This is a genomic window from Halorubellus amylolyticus, from assembly GCF_034808145.1.
In the GTDB taxonomy this organism is placed as follows: Archaea; Halobacteriota; Halobacteria; order Halobacteriales; family Natrialbaceae; genus Halorubellus.
This window is the reverse complement of the sequence record NZ_JAXHGM010000021.1, coordinates 1-752: the sequence shown is the minus strand read 5'-3', so window position 1 is coordinate 752 and position 752 is coordinate 1. Positions and strand designations below refer to the sequence as shown.

General features: G+C 55.7%; 1 rRNA gene. It reads right to left on the bottom strand.

Annotated features, from left to right (window positions below):
- Positions 1 to 694, bottom strand: a 23S ribosomal RNA gene (locus tag SM754_RS20120); the annotation flags it as partial.
- Between the last annotated feature and the right edge of the window lie 58 nt (positions 695 to 752).

Sequence of the window (752 nt, the reverse complement as noted above, 5' to 3'; positions counted from 1 at the left end):
CGCCTTCCCAGCGAGAAGCTGGTTAGACTCGTCAGACAGATGCACTCCCTGGCTCGTTTTTCAAAACGCACGATGGAACACCGGCTTCCACGAGTTCCTACTGCGGGCTCGCGCCCGTGTCGTTTTCTCGTGGACCTTGTATGCCCCATCGCTCTATCGCCAACTGATTTCAGGCCCTATTGCACCTCCCTTTGTGGGGTGCTTTTCAGCGTTCGCTCACGCTACTTGTTCGCTATCGGTCTTGAGGAGTGTTTAGTCTTCGCGGTCGATGCCCGCGTGGTTCACGAGGGATATCCAACCCCCGATACTCTGGAGCTGACGCACAACGTACTAGTCTGGATTACGGGGCTGTCACCCTGTGTCGCGCTCCGTTCCAGGAGACTTCATACAGATGTTCTGTTGCTGAGTGTCAGTCCGTACACCACATGTCCCGTAAGGGGATTCGGTTTGGACTGGGTCGCGTTCACTCGCGGTTACTGACGACATCGCGGTCTTGCTTTCTTTTCCGGCCGATACTAAGATGTTTCAGTTCTCGGCGTTCCCCATTGCGCGAAGCAATTGCGGTGGGGATTCCCATTCGGAGATCCCAAGTTCTTCCCCTCCGTGCGGGTCCCTTGGGCTTTTCGCAGCTTGGCACGTCCTTCGTCGGCTCTCAAGCCGAGCCATCCACCAGTTGGCACAGTAGCCACGTCTGTTGGAATGTTGTTGACTCGATGGTACGAGTCCAGTTTGTGTCTGGATTGTGCTTACAC